16 protein-coding genes and 2 tRNA genes are annotated in these 16,840 nt (G+C 34.3%); 8 read left to right on the top strand and 10 right to left on the bottom strand.

Going from position 1 to position 16,840, the window contains the following annotated elements; translation table 11 throughout:
• The first annotated feature begins 49 nt into the window (after positions 1 to 49).
• Positions 50 to 1,144, top strand: a complete 1,095-nt coding sequence (locus tag ACFS6I_RS15450) for a sensor histidine kinase (protein WP_183915377.1) — start codon at positions 50 to 52, stop codon at positions 1,142 to 1,144.
• A gap of 18 nt (positions 1,145 to 1,162) precedes the next feature.
• On the opposite strand, the gene ACFS6I_RS15445 is transcribed toward ACFS6I_RS15450, so the two are convergent.
• Positions 1,163 to 1,633: a response regulator gene (locus ACFS6I_RS15445; RefSeq protein ID WP_183915375.1), complete on the bottom strand. Its 471-nt coding sequence runs from the start codon at positions 1,631 to 1,633 to the stop codon at positions 1,163 to 1,165.
• A gap of 396 nt (positions 1,634 to 2,029) precedes the next feature.
• On the opposite strand from ACFS6I_RS15445, the gene ACFS6I_RS15440 reads away from it, so the two are divergent.
• Together ACFS6I_RS15440 and ACFS6I_RS15435 are read left to right on the top strand one after the other, a co-directional pair.
• Positions 2,030 to 3,142, top strand: a complete 1,113-nt coding sequence (locus ACFS6I_RS15440; protein ID WP_380921922.1) for a sensor histidine kinase — start codon at positions 2,030 to 2,032, stop codon at positions 3,140 to 3,142.
• Positions 3,117 to 3,845, top strand: coding sequence for a LytR/AlgR family response regulator transcription factor (locus tag ACFS6I_RS15435; protein WP_380921920.1), 729 nt, complete (start codon positions 3,117 to 3,119; stop codon positions 3,843 to 3,845). Before ACFS6I_RS15440 ends, ACFS6I_RS15435 begins: the two co-directional genes overlap by 26 nt.
• Positions 3,846 to 3,931: 86 nt before the next feature.
• Here the strand turns inward: ACFS6I_RS15435 and ACFS6I_RS15430 are convergent, their stop codons facing one another.
• From ACFS6I_RS15430 to ACFS6I_RS15410, 5 genes are all read right to left on the bottom strand, one after another.
• On the bottom strand, positions 3,932 to 4,720 hold the full coding sequence (locus tag ACFS6I_RS15430; RefSeq protein WP_380921918.1) for a DUF4249 domain-containing protein: 789 nt from the start codon (positions 4,718 to 4,720) through the stop codon (positions 3,932 to 3,934).
• 17 nt (positions 4,721 to 4,737) lie between these two features.
• Positions 4,738 to 7,065, bottom strand: coding sequence for a TonB-dependent receptor (locus tag ACFS6I_RS15425; protein WP_380921916.1), 2,328 nt, complete (start codon positions 7,063 to 7,065; stop codon positions 4,738 to 4,740).
• A gap of 266 nt (positions 7,066 to 7,331) precedes the next feature.
• A tRNA-Lys gene (locus tag ACFS6I_RS15420) sits at positions 7,332 to 7,404 on the bottom strand.
• A gap of 90 nt (positions 7,405 to 7,494) precedes the next feature.
• Positions 7,495 to 8,190, bottom strand: coding sequence for an SMUG2 DNA glycosylase family protein (locus tag ACFS6I_RS15415; RefSeq protein ID WP_380921914.1), 696 nt, complete (start codon positions 8,188 to 8,190; stop codon positions 7,495 to 7,497).
• 228 nt (positions 8,191 to 8,418) lie between these two features.
• Complete coding sequence (locus ACFS6I_RS15410) at positions 8,419 to 9,495, bottom strand: agmatinase family protein (protein WP_168128181.1); 1,077 nt, start codon at positions 9,493 to 9,495, stop codon at positions 8,419 to 8,421.
• A 149-nt stretch (positions 9,496 to 9,644) separates the two neighbouring features.
• Here ACFS6I_RS15410 and ACFS6I_RS15405 point away from each other — a divergent pair, with 149 nt between their 5' ends.
• On the top strand, positions 9,645 to 10,079 hold the full coding sequence (locus tag ACFS6I_RS15405; protein WP_380921912.1) for an immunity 22 family protein: 435 nt from the start codon (positions 9,645 to 9,647) through the stop codon (positions 10,077 to 10,079).
• Positions 10,080 to 10,306: 227 nt separating this feature from the next.
• On the opposite strand, the gene ACFS6I_RS15400 is transcribed toward ACFS6I_RS15405, so the two are convergent.
• Complete coding sequence (locus ACFS6I_RS15400) at positions 10,307 to 10,837, bottom strand: NAD(P)H-dependent oxidoreductase (RefSeq protein WP_380921910.1); 531 nt, start codon at positions 10,835 to 10,837, stop codon at positions 10,307 to 10,309.
• 99 nt (positions 10,838 to 10,936) lie between these two features.
• On the opposite strand from ACFS6I_RS15400, the gene ACFS6I_RS15395 reads away from it, so the two are divergent.
• Positions 10,937 to 11,296 (top strand): winged helix-turn-helix transcriptional regulator, encoded by a 360-nt coding sequence (locus tag ACFS6I_RS15395; RefSeq protein WP_183915363.1) that lies wholly within the window; start codon positions 10,937 to 10,939, stop codon positions 11,294 to 11,296.
• A 210-nt stretch (positions 11,297 to 11,506) separates the two neighbouring features.
• Here ACFS6I_RS15395 and ACFS6I_RS15390 read toward each other — a convergent pair.
• Together ACFS6I_RS15390 and prmC are read right to left on the bottom strand one after the other, a co-directional pair.
• A tRNA-Lys gene (locus ACFS6I_RS15390) sits at positions 11,507 to 11,582 on the bottom strand.
• Between the two features lie 139 nt (positions 11,583 to 11,721).
• Positions 11,722 to 12,576 (bottom strand): peptide chain release factor N(5)-glutamine methyltransferase, encoded by an 855-nt coding sequence (prmC, locus tag ACFS6I_RS15385; RefSeq protein ID WP_380921908.1) that lies wholly within the window; start codon positions 12,574 to 12,576, stop codon positions 11,722 to 11,724.
• A 204-nt stretch (positions 12,577 to 12,780) separates the two neighbouring features.
• Between prmC and ribD the strand changes: the two genes are divergently transcribed.
• Both ribD and ACFS6I_RS15375 read left to right on the top strand, forming a co-directional pair.
• Complete coding sequence (gene ribD, locus ACFS6I_RS15380) at positions 12,781 to 13,827, top strand: bifunctional diaminohydroxyphosphoribosylaminopyrimidine deaminase/5-amino-6-(5-phosphoribosylamino)uracil reductase RibD (RefSeq protein ID WP_168128183.1); 1,047 nt, start codon at positions 12,781 to 12,783, stop codon at positions 13,825 to 13,827.
• A gap of 29 nt (positions 13,828 to 13,856) precedes the next feature.
• Positions 13,857 to 15,137 carry a DUF2851 family protein gene (locus ACFS6I_RS15375; protein WP_380921906.1) on the top strand — a complete coding sequence of 427 codons (1,281 nt, stop codon included), beginning with the start codon at positions 13,857 to 13,859 and terminating at the stop codon, positions 15,135 to 15,137.
• A gap of 1 nt (position 15,138) precedes the next feature.
• Here the strand turns inward: ACFS6I_RS15375 and ACFS6I_RS15370 are convergent, their stop codons facing one another.
• Positions 15,139 to 15,792, bottom strand: coding sequence for an ankyrin repeat domain-containing protein (locus tag ACFS6I_RS15370; protein ID WP_346596808.1), 654 nt, complete (start codon positions 15,790 to 15,792; stop codon positions 15,139 to 15,141).
• A gap of 358 nt (positions 15,793 to 16,150) precedes the next feature.
• Here ACFS6I_RS15370 and ACFS6I_RS15365 point away from each other — a divergent pair, with 358 nt between their 5' ends.
• Positions 16,151 to 16,714, top strand: coding sequence for a UbiX family flavin prenyltransferase (locus tag ACFS6I_RS15365; RefSeq protein ID WP_132771829.1), 564 nt, complete (start codon positions 16,151 to 16,153; stop codon positions 16,712 to 16,714).
• Positions 16,715 to 16,840 lie beyond the last annotated feature (126 nt).

The following is a 16,840-nucleotide window of genomic DNA, read 5'->3' as shown; positions in this document are numbered from 1 at the left end:
GATATTCTTATTTTTGTAGGTGCGGCATTTACTGCTATATGATTAGATTATGATAAAAGATATAGAAATACTATATATTGATGATGAATTAAATAACTTATTTGGTTTTAAAGCCAATTTTAGATATAGCTATGTTATACATACCGCTTCTTCAACAGTTGAAGCTCAAGAAATATTGATTAAAAATCCTAAAATCAGAATCATATTCTGTGATCAGCGCATGCCAAATGAGTTAGGAATTGATTTCTTTGATCGTATAAAAAGGGATTTTCCAAGACCTATCCGTATCTTATTAACTGCTTATGCAGATATGGAGACTGTAATTGATGCTGTTAATAAAGGAAATATATTCCGTTTTGTCCGTAAACCATGGATAGAGGAGGAAATGATTTCTTGTATCGAAGAAGCTGATAAATTTTATACAGCCAATTCTATGCTCGATATAAAAAATGAGGAGCTAGAAAAAGCTTATCATGAGCTGGATAAATTTGCTTACAGTGTAAGTCATGATCTTCGCGATCCACTTACTGGAGTTCTATCAGCTGTTAAACTTGGGTTAAAATTTGATCAGGTCGATCAAATTCATGAGTTATTGGGATTAATGGATGGTTCGTTGACAAGACTGGATTTATATATCGATAGCTTACGTGATTATTATTTATTGAGGCGTGGCGAATTAATGCTATCTACAATTAATTTCAGAGAACTTTTTAATGATATTCAAGCATTCTATAATATGTCTGTTCGGAATAATGATGTAGAATTTATAATCAGTGTTGATCAAAAAGAAGAATTTATTTGCGATAAAACTGTCTTGGAATTAATTTTACATAATTTGCTTTCTAATTCTTTTAAATATCAACGAAAGGATTGTGAAAATAAATTTGTCAAATTATCTGTAGATGTTTCTGATGGAAATGCGACGCTTAAAGTAAGTGATTGCGGGATCGGAATCTCTTCAGAATATATCAATGATATTTTTAAATTGTTTTTTAGAGCAAGTGACCAAGCTGAGGGTATGGGCTTTGGTCTTTATAATGTGAAAAGTGCGCTACTTAAATTACAGGGTACGGTTGATGTTCAATCTGAAGTGGGAGTTGGAACAACTTTTACAATTGTTGTTCCAAGCAAAAAAATGGATTGAATTTCGGTTAAGTATAACCTATGAGAGCAATTTTTGACGAAGTAAAAATTCTAGTTGTTCATTTGATACTTCCAATTTCGAATATGTTTCTAATAGATTTTTTCGTTCAGAATAGATATCATAGGCCCGATTTATTGTTTCGTCTAATTCTTCCTCACTCCAAGGTTTATTTAGATAATGGAAAATTTTCCCTTTGTTTACAGCATCTATAACCGCGGCCATATCGGTATAACCGGTCAGTAAAATACGCATAGGTTCTGGATTAATCTTAATGATTTCTTCTAAAAATTGTACCCCCGTCATGCCTGGCATCCGTTGATCTGTAACAATAATGTCGACGTGATTCTTTTTTACAATTTCGATAGCTTCAGAACCACTAATAGCAGTAAGTACTTTATACTTGAAACGGAAAGTTGCTTTGAAAGAAACGAGATTGTTTTCCTCGTCGTCAACATATAATACAGTGATTTTGGTTTTTTTATTTTCCATGTTATTTGTTGTAAAAAGTTAGAAAACCTAATAAAAGTGTCGCGCAAAGAATGGATGTTGTTTTTCTTACTAACAACATTTGCATCAATTGGTTTGTGTTCAAATGTTTTAATATATAAATTAACAACTTATACATTAAAAAGGTAGATTTTCTATCGAAACAAACATGACTTACCCTAGAATTCAAATAGGGGGTTTTCATTACGTACAAAGTTAAGAATTATTTGAATCTAATTTCAATACAAAGAATAATCATATAGAACATACGATTACAAATAGATAGCAATTAAATGAAGACGTATCTTTTGAAAAAAATAAATGATAAAAGGTCGTAAAATCACTTTCGGAGTAATGTACCTTTGCAATAAATTAAATGCTTATCTGCAAATCTTTTAAATGAGAAATGGACAAATAATTATCGGTTATGAAAATAGCCATTTTATAGATTTTGTAATTGACAGTAAATACCGCTGGATACGGCATGTTTTGTTAATAGCAGCAATCATAGGAATTCATTTCTTACCCAATAATGCGCCTGCAGAAGTTGATGAAAAAATGAAGGTGTGGAATCTACTGGTAAAATGTATTTCAATTATTATTCTCTTGGCTTTATTTTATATTAATCACTATGTTTTGATACCTGTGTTTATGTTGAGAAGTAAGTTTTTAGCTTATGGAGGTACTTTGTTCGCATTTTATAGCATCATTTTCTTAAGCATGTTGATCTTAGAAAGTCAGGAATTGCGGTTTATTAAGAAGCCAGATCAATCTTTATTAGATGGAAAAGATTTTGTGATATTAATCATACTATTTACAATTTTTATTGCGGCTGTAAGTAGTGTTAAGCTGTTTAAAATATGGATTATCAATTTAATACGATTTAAGGAATTTGAAAATAATACCTTACTGAGTCAATTGGAACAATTGAAAAGTCAGATTAATCCCCATTATTTATTTAACACACTCAATAATATCAATTTTCTCATTTATGAAAATCCTAAATTGGCATCAAAAGTATTATTGAAGCTTAGTGATATTCTTAGAAATCAGCTTTATTTATCAAAAGGGGATACGATAGAACTGGGAAAAGAAATTGAGGTACTTCAAAATATTATCTTTTTAGAGGAAATTCGAAGAGATAAATTTAGCGTGAATTTTGACGTGGATGTAGGTATGGAGGCGATTAATATTCCGCCATTTCTATTTATTCCATTTATTGAAAATGTTGTGAAGCACGGCGCGCATCAGGCCATGGACGGAGATTTGCATGTCAAAATTAATTTTACTGTAGCCAATGAGCAGATTTGTTTTACATGTGTAAATGCGAAAAAAAAGAAAGTATCTGTCAAAGAATACGGAGGTTTAGGATTGAGTAATATTCGAAAGCGGTTAGACATTTTATATCCGAATAGTTATAAATTGGCAATAGATGATAGAGAAGATATTTTTAAAGTATTTTTAAGTATTCCAATAGATGGATCGTATGAATATAGAACAGTTAAGCATTAAGTATATTGTTATTGAGGATGAACCTTTTGCAAGAAGGGGATTGGTAAAATTACTAAAAGATTATACTTTCTTAGATTGTATGGGTATGTACAGTAATACTGATGATGCCCGTATGATTATGGAAACGCAAGATCTTGATTTAATTTTTTTAGATATTCATTTACCAGAGGAGAGTGGATTGGAGTTTGCAAAACATATTCCAGGGTCAATTCAGGTTATATTTACTACAGCATACCCTAATTATGCTTTAGAAAGCTACGATCTGAATGCCTTAGATTATTTATTAAAACCTATTGCTGAAGATCGGTTAAAAAAAGCTTTGGATAAGGCTATCAGCTATTTTCAAAATAAAGCTTATGATAAACAGGCTTTACAACCAACGGATCATATTTTTGTTAAGTCTGATCGCAAATTATTCCGTCTTGCATTAGACGAGATCCAGTACATCGAGGCAATGAAAGATTATGTTATGATACATAGTAAAGACAAAAAATTAATGGTTGCTATGAATATAAAAACAATCTTAAATAAGTTGCCAAGTATGGATTTTGTACGTGTGAATAAATCATTTGTGGTCAATCTTAAAAAGATTGAAAGTGTCGATAATCATTGGGTAACTGTTGCTGGGTTCGAAATGCCTTTGGGTGCTAGTTTTAAAGAGAACCTATTAACGCGTATTGACAAGCAGACAATTAATAGGTGATGGATAAGGTTATTAACAGGATGAAATAATACAAAGAAACCATAGCGTTGAAAACATATGGTTCCTTTGTAATGATGGAGTTGACATTAATTAACAACTATACTTTTGCTGGATATAGTATGCGCACTGAAATAACCAAATACATTTGGACTTATATTAGTTGGTGGATTACTGGGGGTGATACCACCTCCTGAAGACTGCTGCATGAGGCTATACCAGTAATTATAGATCGATTTATCAATACAAAGCATTTCGACACGAATTTGATCCCCTGGATATATCTCCTCATCATCATTTGGCCTTAATGTGATACTAACCTGATTACCATTGTTAAAATCATCATTTACGGCATAGATGTCTTTAATCTGTTTATCGTTAACAAATAGAATAAAACGATATTGGTTAGCGTCATCTTTAGGATCGCGGTAAAATACTTTTATATTGCGGGTATCTTTGTCTCCAAGCTTGGGCTTTTCAGCTATTATAGAATCTAGCAGAACGACTTGAGGCATTTTAGATTTTGCAGTAAATTTACTCTCATCGACTTGAATATCCATGCTGTAGCTTCTTCCGGGCTGTCCCGTAAAATCTTTAGCTACATAAGTTCCTGGAATGGTTTCTTGAAATACATATTCTTTTTCTTCATTATCATAAACAATAACCCTAGCGCCTGTTACGGAAGGGTAATCATTACCTGCGGAAAAAGAAACATTACGACTCAGTTTAATCTCTTGCTGAGGGTTTGTGTTGTTAATACTGCCTTCAATCACAAGCTTTCCTATCTCGTCATTTACTTGAATATCAATCACTTTTTCGCATGACTGTGTCAAGATAAATAGGACTAGCAACAACATATAAAATAAAGTTTTTTTCATGTTTTCTGATTTTTAGATTAAAATTTAAAATTCCAGGTAATGGAAGGAATAGGTGCTCCAAATATGCTGGTTTGAACTGCTTCAGTTGCATTGGGAACTTTTTTACTATCTCTGAATGCTATTCGATAAGGATCTTTATGGGCGTACACATTATAAATACCAAAGGTCCAACTGGACTGAAAATATTTACCAGGTGCTCCTTCGAATGTTGCTGCTAAATCTAAACGATGAGTGGCTGGCTGGCGATAAGCGTTTCTTTGTGAATAAGAGAAAGTTGTGTTACCTCCAATATTATATTTGCCAGTAGGATAGGTTACAGCTTTACCTGTTCCATAGACGAAATTGCTCGAAAAAGTCCATTTGTCGCTGTATTTGTAAATAGCAACTAAAGATAAATCGTGTGTCCGGTCGTGTGTTGCAGGGTAATATTTTCCGTCATTTATTCCTTCAAATTTACGTTCCGTTTTAGATAGGGTATAGCCAAGCCATCCGTTAAATTTTCCATATCTTTTCTTGAGGAATAACTCAGTACCATAGGCTCTGCCAATACCGTAGAGTAGTTGTGATTCTACATCCTGATTGACTAGCAATTGTGCCGCATCTTTATAATCGATTTGATTTTGTAAATTTTTATAATACAGCTCAACTGATAATTCGTAGGTATTGTCTTTGAAATTTCTAAAATATCCAGTGGAAATCTGATCTGCGATTTCCGGTTTGATATTTTTACTGCTCATGACATATAGATCTGTAGGACTTGCGCTTGTTGAGTTTGTTAAAAGGTGAATGTTTTGTGTATTTCTATTATAAGAGGCCTTGATTGATTGCTGATCGTCTAACATATAGCTTACGCTGAATCGAGGTTCTAAATTTAAATAATTTTGAACAACTTCACCTGTCTTATACTTTTCTGACATTAACGTATTGCCTAACATATCATATTTGCTGAATGTTCCAGGACCGACGAGTAGCATTGAACTTAGACGTAGACCGTATATCATGCTTAATTTATCGTTAACCTTCCACTCATCGCTTAGGTACGCTGCCATCTCATAACCATACCGATGTTCAACATGCTTATCATTAAAACTGGAACTCGCTGTGGTGGTAATATCTCCTGGTGAAATATCATGTCTAGTTGCCTGGATTCCAAATTTTAAAGCATGATTATAACTTGCATAATAATTGAAATCTTGTTTAAAATTTAAGTCGGTTATTTTTGAAGTTGCCTTAAAACCATCATTTCGGTCCAGTCCTTCAATAACATAGTTATAATTGCTGTAGATGAATGAAGTGTTTGAAAATAATTTACTATTGAAAACGTGGTTAAATCTTACCGTACCAGTTGCATTTCCCCAATTAGTGCCAAAAATGTCCTGAAGGCCCAATACATCCTTACCAAAATAACCTGAAAGATAAATGGCATTATTATCGTTGAATCTGTAATTTGCTTTTGCATTAACGTCATAGAAAAACAATGTGCTTTTATTTATTGTGGTATCTGATGAAGCTTTCAGGAAAAGATCCGCATATGTGCGGCGGGCGGAAATCATAAATGAACCTTTATCCTTTACGATTGGCCCTTCAACTTTAATGCGGGAGGCAATCATTCCGATACCGCCTTGAACGGTTATTTTTTTATTATTCCCTTCATTCATTTTTACATCTAAGACAGACGATAATCTTCCGCCATATTCAGCAGGCATACCACCTTTATAGATGCTCACATCTTTGATCGCATCTGAATTGAATGTTGAAAAGAAGCCTAATAGATGAGAGGCGTTGTAAACAGTAGCTTCATCCAATAAAATTAAATTTTGATCTGAACCTCCTCCACGGACATAAAAACCAGTATTTCCCTCACCAGAACTTTTTATTCCCGGCATCAGTGTAATACTTTTTAATACATCCTGCTCACCTAAAACGACTGGTAGCTGATTAATTTGCTTCATGTTGAGCTTTTCAACACCCATTTGCGGAGACGAAATATTCTTGTTGTTTTTTCTGTTCGTAGATATGACCACTTCTTCAAGCATCGCTTGAGACTGCAATGCGATATTCAAAACAAAATTTTTATCTAAGGTGATGGTATCTGTATAGGTCTTGTAACCGATGTAGGAGCTTATCAGTACATATCGTCCTTCTGGTCCACCAATTGAATAAAAACCATATGAATTACTTAAACTGCCGGACTGTGGTAATTCCTGAAGTTTAACCGAAGCACCAATTAGTGTTTCGCCGGTTGATATATCTGTTATAGTTCCTGATATGTTGTATCGCTTTTGAGCAATACCTATATTGGCGATTGATACTAAAAATAATAGAAAAGATAGTGGTTTTAACATATTTCAAATTTTCTACGAAAGTAGAAGTTTGGCAGAATGAAATATTTAATATTATAGGAATGCTGGTAGATATTATAGGAACATGCGATTTTGAGTGCTTTTTTAGAATATCGTATTGAGATGATCGATATCTTGATTCCGTTGGGATTAATTACATTGCCTAATCATCTAACGCATGTCCGCAATGAAAAGCGACGAATCATCCCAATGCTTATGTTCGAATCCAGGGAAAACAAAAAAAGCCTCACATTTGTGAAGCTTTTTTGTGATCCCGCTGGGATTCGAACCCAGGACCCATACATTAAAAGTGTATTGCTCTACCAGCTGAGCTACGGAATCCTTTCTTAATTGGAAGTGTATCCCTTTTTGAAAGTGATGCAAAGATAGAGTTTCTAGTGCTATAGTCCAAATAAAATTTATTATTTAACCCTAAGTCCCTAGTACACCGATATATTTATTTATATAATGCTCTTTATCTCGGGATTTATATTGCTGTATATAGCGTGGGTGATCTAGAATCGTTAAATTTTCAAATAAATGCTCTTCTTTATTTATCTTTTCAATAAACGTTGCATTCTTTTTTCCTAATACAAATACGTTAGTTGTATCCAAGCCTAAGCTTATGTGTTTTTTTAGAGATTCGATCATAAATGGCTTAACCATTGCAAACAAGTTTCTATCATCATAATAGTTTGCATTGATCCATTTGTTTTCCTTTGTTCTCCGGACAATGGCTAATGGGAAGGGTGAATTGATGTAAAATTGTCTATAAAAAGCATGTGCACCACCAAATTCCTTAATCATGTCATAAAGAAAAACGGAAGATATTTCATGGGTATGTGCAGATTTCATGGGGATACCACAGATGTGTTCTAACCTTTTGGTGTCTGTAAATGGTACGCCTGTGACCCCTGCGCCGTGACGACTAGGATTGATTCCTATAATAAATTTTCTAGGAGCAGTGTCGTCGTAATACTTGTTGTAAAACTTTTCCATAACGATTAAGGTCTCCGGGTTTTCAAAGTAAGGATTTAATACTCGAAAGTCATCTGGAAGATTTCCTGAGTAATGTAATTGTTTATTAAACTCAATTATTTGTGTTGCTACAGTCTTGGCGTTGTCCATACCTTGATTTTAATATTCTATTTATTCACAAATTAATTATTTTCTGAGATATGACGTATACAAATACTGACCTATCACAATTTAATAACAACAAAAGCCAATCGAAAGATTGGCTTTTGTGTTTTCTGGTAAGTGTAATTATGTAAAATGTCTACTGCTCTAATTATTTTTGAACATTATTTCAGTAGATATGATCTATTTAAATATCGTTAGTACATGCAGTTTGCTTTAAAAATTGATTTTCGATCCTACAGCAAGTTTGTTGTTTTTTGCAAATACGCCACATAAATGAAATAGAAGTCTAGCACCTACGTTACCATCCCAGTCGTCTTCTCCGGGAGCAACTTCAACTAAATCAATACCAATAATGTTTTTATCGCTATTAGCCAATCGACTTAACAAGTAAGTTGCTTGTTCATAAGACAGTCCCCCAGGTACCGGAGTTCCGGTGTTTGGACAGTACCAACGCTGTAAAGCATCAATATCAAAACTGACCGCTACATTTTCCGGTAATTGTGCTAGAATTTCATCACATTGATCTTTCCAAATTTTTCCTTCAAAGCTATTTGCTTTTAGATCTGTGTCAGTAAATACTTTTACTTTATTTGAAGTTTGAACTGCTTCCAATTCTCCTTCACTAAAATCGCGAATACCAACCTGAACGATTTTTTCCAATTGTGGAAGTTTGATCGCGTTGAACATAATTGATGCGTGAGAGTAGGTAAAACCTTCATAAGCATTGCGTAAATCCATGTGTGCATCGAAATGTAAAATTCCAAATGAATCATGGTTTTCAGCTAAAGCTTCATAATATCCCAAAGGTGTAGAATGGTCTCCGCCTAAAAGAATTACTTTCTTACCTTTATTCATCCAATACAATGAGCGTTCTTTTACTTCGTCATTGAATTGTTTGGAAGCTTTATTTATTTCTTCTAAATACCCTCTTAGTGTAACGTCATTTTCAATATCTTCACCATTTTCTAACGCCTCTATAATCGGTTGCGCTAAACTTTTATATTTTTCACTGTTTTCCGACCAGTGCGCAGGAGTTTCATCCATGAAAATTCCTAATTTCCATAAATCAGGAAATTCCTGATGCAGTAAATCAACCTGAAACGAGGCGTTTAAAATAGCATCAGGGCCATTACTAGCACCGCTTCCATAACTTACAGTTACTTCCCAAGGTGCGGGTACAACAATAATATCACTTTCTTCAGCTGTAAAGGGAAGCCCGTATATGCTTGAATCTGGTAAGCCAGGTTGTGATGGATCGAAATTTTCAATTTTTGTTTGCTTTGTCGACATGTTATGAATCACTAGTTGAACTGCAAATATAAAAAAACTTACCTGCGTTAAAAAGGATATCTTGATCCATGTTAGGGAGGGTAAATGAACAAATAAAGGTTCAGGAATTTAGGCTATCTTTACAGTCTACTAAAAGTATAAGAAATAAAATGGCAGAGCAACGTATCCATATTTGGGCAGGGACATCAAATAGAACGGAAGAACAATTTTATAAATATTTTGACCAAAGTAAATTTATTAAGGATTATAATCGATTTAAAACTGATGAAACCTACGCGAGAAATGCACCTGACTTTAATCTTCGTTCACAGTTTAGCAAAGCAATTGACAAACAGTATGATTATGATGTAGATTGGATCACTGTTTACTTTAGTCGCAAAAAAATGAGTATTCAAGCTGCTATAGAAGAACTGCCTATATGGAATGATCAAACAGAAGTAGCAATCTATCAGGCATGTGTTGATAAAGGAATTTCAAATGTGAATGCCATATTATGCTATGCCGACGCAGAGTTGATTATAGACAAACCGCTCGGAAATTACAACGACATGATCTATATTGGAAGCTTTAATATCCCTGCCTAGCATATACTAAACCAGATCAGTGTGTAATTGAGTTCGTGTTTCCTTCTAATTCTCATATCGATTCAACAGAAGAAACTAATCTTAAGATTAGCTTCTTCTGTTGAATCGGCCGGGAATGAACTTAAATTCTTTTTGAAAAGATCTAGTGGGTTAAACCAATTGAAAGACAGTACCTATATATGCATGCAACCATTTTTGCTATGTCACTAAACAGCAAAATCATTTTTTTATAGGTTATTCAGGAAATCTATATATTGGGTAACACTCTTTTCAATCCACTCCTCTGAACTATTTTGTTCAAGTCCATAATAAGCAAAGAATGGCTGATAATCGGCTTTTATATATTCAAAAGTCAATTCAAAAGGCCGGGTCAGTTCCTTTAAAGTATATTTATACTTTCCCTTAGTAGTGTACTCTTCCTCATTTATACCGATAGATAATGCCAGAGCGATCTTCTTCCCTGATACTTTGTAACCACTCTTACTTCCATATGCCCACCCATAAATAAGAACTTCATCCAGCCACTTCTTAAATAAAGGAGGACAATTGAACCAATAAAACGGAAATTGAAATACAATTTTATCATACTGCTCTATCAGTTTCTGTTCTGCAGGCACATCGATCTTCTCAGTAGGATAAACTTCGTGTAATTGATGGATGTGATATTGATCAGGATACTTTTTCAATTCTTCCATCCATCTTTTATTGATTATGGAATTTTCTGCATCGGGATGAATAACAATTACTAATGTTTTCATATGTCTTCTAATTTTAAAATTCTTATACAAAAGTAATTGATGAAGCATTAATTTTGTATGTTAGATGCTCATTGTATGGTACTATAAAAAATGTAAGTAATGACAAAAATAAAAGCAACTTCAACGAACTTTGCAAATAAGCAGGCTTTAGCAAATGAATGTTTGGAGGTTTATGCTTCTAACATAATTGGCGGTCAGTGGTCACTGGCGATCTGCTGCTATCTAATTAACGGAAAACTCCGATTTGGAGAATTGAAAAAATGTTTACCAAACATTACCGAGCGTATGCTTACCTTACAACTACGTAAGTTGGAGGAAAATAAAATTGTGAAACGAACGGTATACGCTGAAGTCCCTCCGCGCGTTGAATATGAATTAACTCCAATCGGAAATGAATTGAAACTTATTATTGATGAACTTGGAAAGTGGGGTGAAAAACATAAAACTGGAGCAATATAGTGCGGAATATTTTAGGCACAGTACAACATGGAGTTTTATCTAGGGAAAAGCTGTTGGTCATTTGTTGTACATTCTCGATGGTAGAAATGCAATTGGTGCAGTTTTACAATTACCGTATAATATCTTTAGCTTCCAGTGGATGGCAACGATCCGAATGGTTCTATTGAAATCCAGTAATAGCAAAAAAGCTTCACATTTCTGTGAAGCTTTTGGTGATCCCGCTGGGATTCGAACCCAGGACCCATACATTAAAAGTGTATTGCTCTACCAGCTGAGCTACGGAATCCTTCCTTTTTTGAAATAAATTTCGTTTTTGAAAGTGATGCAAAGGTAGAAAAAAAGGTGATATGTGCCAACTTTTAAGTTGAATATTCTTAAATTATTTTATTACTATTTGGTAATGAAATGATTAAATTTTTATCACCTTATTTTTTAGCATGTATCATTCTTGGATTTTGTTGCATATCATGATGTAATATCACTGTTTTAAACCCCTTTTTTCGTAACATATCGACTGTTTCATCCCCATAATACTGATTAATTTCAAAATATAAGTCACCTTCAGCTGTTAAATGCTTCTGGGCAAAAGAAGCTATCGTCTCATAAAATAATAAAGGAGCAGTTTCTTCCACAAAAAGAGCTAAATGCGGCTCGAATTCTAATACATTTGGATGCATTTCCTCTTTTTCTTTTGGTGTAATATAAGGAGGATTACTGACGATAATATCATATTGCTGGGATTGAAAGATATATTCCCATTCTAGGATGTCTGCATTCACAAAATTTATTGGTGCATCTAAACGGAGTGCGTTACGTTTGGCTGTGGCAATAGCTTCTTTAGAAATATCCAATGCAGAAATATGGGCTTCCGGCAAATGCTTTTTAAGTGAAATCGGTATGCAGCCGGATCCAGTTCCGATATCGATAATACGTAGAGGTGCCTGATCTCGATGATTGCGGATAATCATATCAACTAATTCCTCTGTCTCTGATCGTGGAATGAGCACAAAAGGATTGACTTCAAAAACTTCTCCATAGAAATCAGCTTTTTTCAAGATGTGCTGTATGGGTTTCTGTTTTAGCAGATCTTTTAAAATATTCGAAATGTGAGTGCTTTCCTCTTCTGACAATGTCAGTTCTTTATTTAAGCTATATTGCATTCTGGAAAGTCCTAAAACATCTTCAATAACTATATAGAAGATGTTTTTGATTTCTTCTGCGTCATAAAATGTAGCTAGGTCTTTTTGGAACAAGCTGTCGTAGGTTTGTAAATTTTCCATTGGTCAAACTTAGATAAATTTGTTTTATTTACAATTATAATTACCGCAGATATCAAACAATTTATTTGTTGAAGTCTTTTTTATTTGGAACTCATGTTGTTAAAAAATAATCAATCCTCATGTTATATTTAGAATTACTGAAGAATCAAAATTTACAATATTTCTAGTATTTTCTGTTACAGTATTGTTTTGATACTTTTGTATATGAATATGCAAGAAAGCTACATGCGGAGATGCCTGGAACTGGCCGTTCTGGGAGCAGGTACTACAAGCCCTAACCCAATGGTGGGTGCTGTTATTGTCTGTGATGACCAAATTATAGGAGAGGGTTTTACATCACCTTACGGTGGAGCTCATGCCGAAGTAAATGCTATTCAGCAGGTATTGGACCATTATGGGGATGAGGCCGCAACTAAATTAAGACAGTCAATTTTTTATGTTAGTCTTGAACCCTGTGCACATTATGGTAAGACACCACCTTGTGCAAATCTTATTGCAAGATACAAGCCTAAAAAAGTATATATAGCATGTTTAGATCCATTCGCCAAAGTGAACGGTAAGGGTGCAGAGATTTTAAAAAATGCAGGAATAGCTATTGAGATCGGACTATTAGAACAGGAGGCTTTGTGGTTAAATCGCAGATTTTTGACACGTGTTCAAAAAAATCGCCCTTATGTTATTCTCAAATGGGCAGAAAGTGCAGACGGGTATCTTGGAAAAGAAGGGGAGCAAGTGTGGATTAGTAATGTGGCGAGTAAGCAGTTGGTTCATAAATGGCGAGCTGAGGAAGATGCAATTTTAGTGGGTGCTAAGACTGCATTGGTTGATAATCCTAGCTTGACCGTACGCGAGTGGAATGGAAAAAATCCGAAACGTATATTGATAGATAAATTACTTTCCGTTCCCGCTGAAGCTGCGATTTTTAACGATGAAGCTGAAACCATTATTTTTAATGCTTTGAAGACGGAATGGTCTGGTCATAATAAGTATATCGAATTGGAAAATTATGATTGGTATCTTCCTCAAAATATTTTGTATCAATTGTATTTAATGGATGTGCAATCTATTATTATTGAGGGTGGAGCAAAGACATTGTCCCTATTTATTGAAGCTAATCTGTGGGATGAGGCTAGGGTTTTTAAAAGTAAACGTACTTTGGATGGCGGGATAAAAGCCCCGCAGGTAAAAGGTGAATTGAAAGAAATTATGAAAATTTCGGATGATCAATTGGAAATTATCGTAAATATATAAACTTTAAATTATTTGATTATCTTTAGGTTATGGCTATTCCTGAAGATCTTTTGCAATTCATATGGAGGTTGCGTCTGTATCACACAGATCAATTAAAAACCGTAAATGGCGAATCCATCCAAGTTTTACATGTAGGTGAACATAATGACAATGCAGGACCAGATTTCTTGTTTTCAAAAACCCGTATCGGAAGTGAGTTGTGGACAGGTAATGTGGAGATTCATGTCAGATCATCAGATTGGTTTCTACATGGACATCAAAAAGATGCAAAATATGCAAATGTAATTTTACATGTTGTGTGGGATCATGATCAAGAAGTGTTTCATGAAGATGGCTCCCTTGTTCCAACACTCAGGCTGTCGGATTATGTTTCTGAAGAATTACTGAGACAATATCAGCGTTTAATGGATGGGCAACGTTGGATTCCCTGTGAAAGTCAGATACTTCATTTAGATAGTTTTAAAGTGGAGAGCTGGGTGGAGCGTATGGCAGTAGAAAGAATGGAAGATAAGTCAAGACTGATACTTGAATTACTGCAAAAATTTGATGGAGATTGGGAGAAAATATTTTTCATATGGCTGTTTCGAAGTTTCGGATTTAAAGTAAATGCAGAAGCTTTTCAGGCTTTAGGCGAGCAATTGTCAAATTTATTATTGCTGAAATATAGGACAGATATCAGTAAATTGGAAGCTATGATTTTTGGTCAGGCGGGTTTTTTAAATTCTACTTTTGACGAAGCATATCCTCTACAATTACAAAAGGAATATCTTTATCTTAAAAAAGCCTATTCCTTAAAAGAAACTCATTTTCCACTGCTTTTTTCACGGATGCGACCTCACAATTTTCCCACTATTCGAATAGCTCAATTAGCCAGTTTGTTACAAAATGAAAGTGTTCGTCTACAAGGAATTTTAGCGATTGAAAATTTAAGTGAATTTAGATCGCTACTTGATCATATACGGGTTACTCATTACTGGAAGACCCATTTTAGTTTTGCGAAGCAATCCTTAGCGACTAGTGATCATAGTTTAAGTGAAATGAGTCAAAATAGCTTGATTATTAATGCATTTATTGCATTAACATTTTCTTATGGGGCTTACTTTAAGCTGGAGCATTTAAAAGATAAGGCAATGCGATGGTTAGAAGAATTACCGACTGAAAGAAATAATATTATTCAAAAATTTGAAGATATAGGGGTTAAGGCGTGGCATGCGGCACACTCACAAGGGTTGTTGCATATAAAAAGGAAGTATTGCGATTCAAAACAATGCTTACGTTGTGGGATTGGCTTAGAATTGCTGAGGCGTTAGTTTACACATCCTTAAGTATTGTTGCAATATCACTATAGCCTTTTGAGGCAGCGAGATCTGATGCTGTTTTGTTATTGGAGTTCTTCAATTCAATAATAGCTCCATGTTCAAGGAGTAAAACGATAATTTCAATATTTCCTTGTTGTGCTGCTAAATGCAATGGGGTAAGACCTGTTTGCTGTCTGTTGTTAACATTAGCTCCAGCTTCAATAAGTAGCTTTGTAATTGCCGTGTTTTTATTTAGAAGAGCAATGTGAAGCGGGTAGAGATGTTCCTCATTTTGGGTAGGGATATCAGGATTGGCTTTATGTGCAAGTAATAGACGAACGACATCTTCTTTATTAAAATGGGTCGCTAAAGCGAGGGCAGAATAACCATGTGTGGAGACCTCATTAACAACTGAAGGTAACTGTTTAATCATCGCTTCTATATAATTATCCAAGCCGGCAGCCACTGCTTCATGAATATTTAAGCCTTGATTGTGCTGAAGCAGAACGCGGATGATTTGAGGTTTATGAAAATAGCAAGCTAGTAATAAAGGCGAAATGCCGTGACTTGTTTCTTCTAAGATTAAGGCTGGGTTGCTAGTTAAAAGCAAATCTAAATCTCTACTATTTCCAGATTCGATGTATTGTTCTAATATACTTAAACTCATTTTCTAGTATTATACGATCTTAACGGTAACTAAAATAGAAAAAAAATATGATGAAAATCTGAATTTATGAAAGAATTGTACAGATTATTTTTTATTAATAATCATTGGTTGTACATGTAGATAACCTTGTTAAGTTTTAATTTATCAGGCTTTTAGGTAATAAATAAGGTGTTTTTAACTATTTTTAGGAATATAGTTGTAACAATTATTCTTTTTTTTAAAAAAATCCTTTAAAATATTCACACTTATGGTATATTTGTATACGCCCCTCCCAAGGGTTTGTTTTTCATAGGTAGATGTAGGGTCGAATATTCCTTATTCGACCCTTTTTTATAGCTTTGTTTATTAAAAGGAAATTATGTCTAGAAAAATTGTAGTAGCAATAACAGGAGCAAGCGGTTCCATCTATGCTAAGGTTCTGCTAAATCGACTGATGGAATTAAAAGATCAGATCAGTGAAGTGGGAGTAGTAATGTCAGACAATGCCAAAGTTGTGTGGCAGGAGGAGTTGCAAAATAAAGATTATGAACAATTCCCTTTCCAATTTTACAGTAAAAATGATTTTTTTGCGCCATTTGCTTCGGGATCTGCACGTTTTGATACCATGATTATCTGTCCTTGTTCAATGGGGACTTTAGCACGTATCGCGCATGGTATCTCTTCTGATTTAACAACAAGGGCAGCTGATGTCATATTGAAAGAACGCAGAAAATTAATTTTAGTAACTAGAGAAACGCCTTTAAGTCATATTCATATTCAAAATATGAAAGTTGTGACTGATGCAGGTGGTATTATTTGCCCGGCATCACCGTCGTTTTATAGTTTACCGAAAACTTTTGATGAATTAGCAGGTACAGTCGTGGATCGGGTGTTGAGTCTGGCTGGTTTTAATTTTAATCATTATCAGTGGGGAACAGAATAGCGATAGCTACGTGAATATTTTCTAAAATTCAATGGAGAATCGATAGTATTTTGTAACTTTGTTTTTTGAAATGAAGCAGTCTAAAGCTACACGTATTAAAAATAATCCTTCCTCTAATTTTCAAAG

It is taken from the genome of Sphingobacterium anhuiense, assembly GCF_042686355.1.
Taxonomy (GTDB): domain Bacteria; phylum Bacteroidota; class Bacteroidia; order Sphingobacteriales; family Sphingobacteriaceae; genus Sphingobacterium; species Sphingobacterium anhuiense.
The sequence above is the reverse complement of the archived record's forward strand: the minus strand, read 5'-3'. Positions and strand labels throughout refer to the sequence as shown.

Excerpts from the sequence above, each read along its gene's own strand:
- prmC (WP_380921908.1), bottom strand. The coding sequence starts at position 12,576 with ATGGAAAATTTACAAACCTACGACAGCTTGTTCCAAAAAGACCTAGCT.
- ACFS6I_RS15435 (WP_380921920.1), top strand. The coding sequence starts at position 3,117 with ATGAATATAGAACAGTTAAGCATTAAGTATATTGTTATTGAGGATGAA.
- ACFS6I_RS15425 (WP_380921916.1), bottom strand. The coding sequence starts at position 7,065 with ATGTTAAAACCACTATCTTTTCTATTATTTTTAGTATCAATCGCCAAT.
- ACFS6I_RS15405 (WP_380921912.1), top strand. The coding sequence starts at position 9,645 with ATGGCAGAGCAACGTATCCATATTTGGGCAGGGACATCAAATAGAACG.
- ACFS6I_RS15445 (WP_183915375.1), bottom strand. The coding sequence starts at position 1,633 with ATGGAAAATAAAAAAACCAAAATCACTGTATTATATGTTGACGACGAG.
- ACFS6I_RS15395 (WP_183915363.1), top strand. The coding sequence starts at position 10,937 with ATGACAAAAATAAAAGCAACTTCAACGAACTTTGCAAATAAGCAGGCT.
- ACFS6I_RS15440 (WP_380921922.1), top strand. The coding sequence starts at position 2,030 with ATGAGAAATGGACAAATAATTATCGGTTATGAAAATAGCCATTTTATA.
- ACFS6I_RS15370 (WP_346596808.1), bottom strand. The coding sequence starts at position 15,792 with ATGAGTTTAAGTATATTAGAACAATACATCGAATCTGGAAATAGTAGA.
- ACFS6I_RS15430 (WP_380921918.1), bottom strand. The coding sequence starts at position 4,720 with ATGAAAAAAACTTTATTTTATATGTTGTTGCTAGTCCTATTTATCTTG.
- ACFS6I_RS15450 (WP_183915377.1), top strand. The coding sequence starts at position 50 with ATGATAAAAGATATAGAAATACTATATATTGATGATGAATTAAATAAC.
- ACFS6I_RS15415 (WP_380921914.1), bottom strand. The coding sequence starts at position 8,190 with ATGGACAACGCCAAGACTGTAGCAACACAAATAATTGAGTTTAATAAA.
- ACFS6I_RS15410 (WP_168128181.1), bottom strand. The coding sequence starts at position 9,495 with ATGTCGACAAAGCAAACAAAAATTGAAAATTTCGATCCATCACAACCT.
- ribD (WP_168128183.1), top strand. The coding sequence starts at position 12,781 with ATGAATATGCAAGAAAGCTACATGCGGAGATGCCTGGAACTGGCCGTT.
- ACFS6I_RS15365 (WP_132771829.1), top strand. The coding sequence starts at position 16,151 with ATGTCTAGAAAAATTGTAGTAGCAATAACAGGAGCAAGCGGTTCCATC.
- ACFS6I_RS15375 (WP_380921906.1), top strand. The coding sequence starts at position 13,857 with ATGGCTATTCCTGAAGATCTTTTGCAATTCATATGGAGGTTGCGTCTG.
- ACFS6I_RS15400 (WP_380921910.1), bottom strand. The coding sequence starts at position 10,837 with ATGAAAACATTAGTAATTGTTATTCATCCCGATGCAGAAAATTCCATA.